This window comes from Mesorhizobium sp. M0106 (assembly GCF_040322715.1).
In the GTDB taxonomy this organism is placed as follows: domain Bacteria; phylum Pseudomonadota; class Alphaproteobacteria; order Rhizobiales; family Rhizobiaceae; genus Mesorhizobium.
Genome location: NZ_JAMYUA010000001.1, coordinates 377,501 through 380,639, shown reverse-complemented (window position 1 = coordinate 380,639; position 3,139 = coordinate 377,501). Strand labels below are relative to the sequence as shown.

The following is a 3,139-nucleotide window of genomic DNA, read 5'->3' as shown; positions in this document are numbered from 1 at the left end:
TTTAATTGGGCGGGCTCGGTCCTTTTTTAAAAACCCCCTGTGGGTTCGGGGTTAATCCCCGTTTTTGTTTTTTTTGGGCCCCGGCTGGGGGGTGGGGTCTGCGCGGGGGGCCCCCGCCTTCTTGCGGGGGGTCGAGGACAAGGATACGGGTGCGGCCTCGGGCATCAACAACGCCGTCTCGCGCATCGGCGGCCTGATTGCCGTGGCGGCGATGGGATCGCTGGCGGCCTGGGTCTATGCTGGCGTGCTCGGCACCGCTGCCGGCTCCGGCATTCCGGGTTTCGGCGAACCGCCGCCAGCCGGCCTGGCGCCCGGCCTCGATGCGGCACGACTTGCCGCCAGCGACGCGGCATTCGCCGCCGTTGCCGCGGTGACCGCGGTGCTTTGCCTGCTTTCGGCAATCGCCGCGTGGACGACGGTTTCCGGCGAGCGGCTGCCATGGGCGCGCGACACGGCGAATCAGCACGGCTGACGACGAAAAACGTCGGCTCAGCCTTCGATCTTGGCGCTCGCGACCTTCAACTGATTGCTGTCTTCCTGCTTGAGCAGGTCGTCGATGCGTTCGCGCTCGCGCTTGAAGGCGACGAGGTCGTCGCCCTTCAGCGTCTTGCCGACCGGTAGGCGGACGCGCATCGAATCGACCTTTGTGCCGTTGACGATCAGTTCGTAATGAAGATGCGGACCGGTGGAGAGGCCGGTTGAGCCGAGATAGCCGATAACCTGACCCTGGCGAACGCGAACACCCGGCTCGATGCCTTTGGCAAAGGCGCTCTGGTGATTGTAGGACGTCTCGTAGCCATTGGCGTGACGCAAGATGATCTGCTTGCCATAGCCACCGGCCCAGCCGGCTTTTTCGACGACGCCATTGCCCGCGGCAATAATCGGCGATCCCACGGGAGCTGCCCAGTCGGTGCCGGTATGCATTTTCACATACCCCAAAATGGGGTGGCGCCTGGCACCGAACCCTGACGTAAATCGGCCATTGGGCAACGGATTGCGCAGCAGAAACTGCTCGGCGCTGCTACCATTTTCGTCGAAGTAGTCGGTGCTGCCGTCCTGCATCTGGAAACGGTAGAAATTTCGCGTCGTGCCGCCGAAAGTCGCGGAGACGTAAAGCAGCTCGGATTCGTCAGACGCCTGGTCGTCGCCATCGGGCTGCGAGAACAGCACCTCGATGCGGTCCGTGGGATTGAGGCGCGACTGAAAGTCGACACTGGATGCCAGCAACTTGATCAGTCGTTGCGTCATCGCCTTGGACATGCCGTAGGAATAGGCGGTGCGGTAGATGCCGTCATAGACGTTCGGCAGATTGCCGCGCACTACGGGCGCAGGCGAATCGTCGAACGCCGTCAGCAATTCGGGATTTGGCTCCGGCTCCTGCGCCGGCACGTACTGGTCGTGGTCGTCGAGTGCGATGGTGACGATGTGCTGGGTCCTGTCGTACACGCTGGTGCGAACGATCTTGGCGGCGTCGCCATGGACCTCAAGCCCAACGCGCAGCACGGTTCCTGCCTTGAGGGCCGTCGCATTCAGCAATTTGGCGATCGCCTCGGCCATTCCGGTGGCATCCTCGCCGGTATAGCCCGAATCAGCGAAGGCCTCGGCAATGTCGAGATCCTTGGTGAAGGGGATGATTTCCTCGGCGAAAGCCGGCGCATGGTCGTCGATGGCGGCACGCGGCGACACCGAGACGTTTTCCGGGACGATCTTGACGTCATAGGAGCCGGCCATGCTTTCGGCGAAGCCGTCACCGAATCGCTGTGGGTCGACATAATGCAGCGAAGCGACCTGGACAGCGCCGTCGCTCAGATCGGTGCCGGCCTCGCGCACGACCTTTTCCACCTCGTCGGCAGAAAGGTCGCTCTTTTCGTCGAAGGCCGCCGTCTCGATCGGGAAATCGACGGTCTTCAAGCTCATCTCGCTTTCGACCTTGGCGCCATAGATCTGGCTGGCGGCGGCGGCTGCCGGCTGGGCAGCATTATCGTCGCCATTGCCAAACACCTGCATCGGGTCGAAAGGCGGATAGGCCCGGCTGGTCGTGTGACCGGCGGCAAGCGCCATCTTGATCTGCACGAAAGGCATGGTGTGGATGACATCGCGGTCGCCGACCTTGGTCACCATCGACACTTCCATGCGCCGGCGATCCTTGGCCTTGGCGATCTGGCGCAGCGCCACCAGCCTGGTCGTCTTGGCGATCTCACCGGAATCGTCGCCACTGGCAAGGCTGATCAGTTCGGCGATCTCGGGTGGCGTCGCCAACTGCTGGCGGCCGTCAAGCGCTGCAAACAGCGCCACGCCCATCAGCACGCTCGAGGTCACGCCGGTAAGGAAGGTGCCCGACAGCCAGCGCGCCGAAACCTCGCGCCGGTCGGGAGGGCCGCTGCGGCCGTCCGCGATCAGCGGCGGCTCGTTGCCGAGGTCGGCTATGACATCTTCCGTGTCTGGCATCCAGAAAGGCTGCTTCTTCCCCGGGGCGGAACGGCTTGTCGTTCTTGTTGTGGCCATGACATTTGCCTGTCACGGCGGGTGAAGTCAACGAAGCGCCTGGCCCCGGCCGAAATCCCCAATCGCACGTCTGTCTCTATGGGTTCTCTTTAGTCTCTTATAGGAAGCGCCTGGGAGGCACCGTTTGGTCTCTTATAGAAGGCCCTGCGCGGGTGGCGCTTTCGCCTGCTTCGTTGGCCTTGGTGTCAAACTGCAATACGGCGGCAATAGGGCTCCACCGCGACAGCCGGCTTTGTTGTCCCCATGCCGTAGCGGCAGTCGGCTACAGAAAAGCGGCGCCCCAACTTTCGTCGCAAAAAATTCAAAAAAGTTCGAAATCGCTGTTGACACTTTGGACGCCCCCCGACTATATACGCCTCAACAACGAGGGCGGCGCGCCGCTGGCGACGAAGAAGTTCGCTTCTAAATCTGCCCTCCGCGAAATTCAAGAGAGCCGCGTGAGCGACACTCGACAGGCCCCGAAGCCAAAAGCGTAACGGGCCACGACACTGCGTCTGCAGAGTCTGTTCTTTGAAAATTGAATATTGAAGAAAGAGAAACGTGGGCGGCAGAGTCCTGCTGAACCCCTCATCCCGCCAGGGATGGGACGGTTCGAACGAGACTTTGGCGGACACGTTTTGAGAGAATAAAATCT

1 protein-coding gene and 1 pseudogene are annotated in these 3,139 nt (G+C 61.9%); one reads left to right on the top strand and one right to left on the bottom strand.

All coding sequences use genetic code 11. The annotated features are described in order from the left end of the window. Window positions 1–124: 124 nt before the first annotated feature. A pseudogene (locus NKJ55_RS01835) lies at window positions 125–472 on the top strand (MFS transporter); the annotation flags it as partial. Between the two features lie 17 nt (window positions 473–489). On the opposite strand, the gene NKJ55_RS01830 reads toward NKJ55_RS01835, so the two are convergent. Further along, window positions 490–2,448, bottom strand: a complete 1,959-nt coding sequence (locus tag NKJ55_RS01830; protein ID WP_352448415.1) for a M23 family metallopeptidase — start codon at window positions 2,446–2,448, stop codon at window positions 490–492. Window positions 2,449–3,139: the final 691 nt, after the last annotated feature.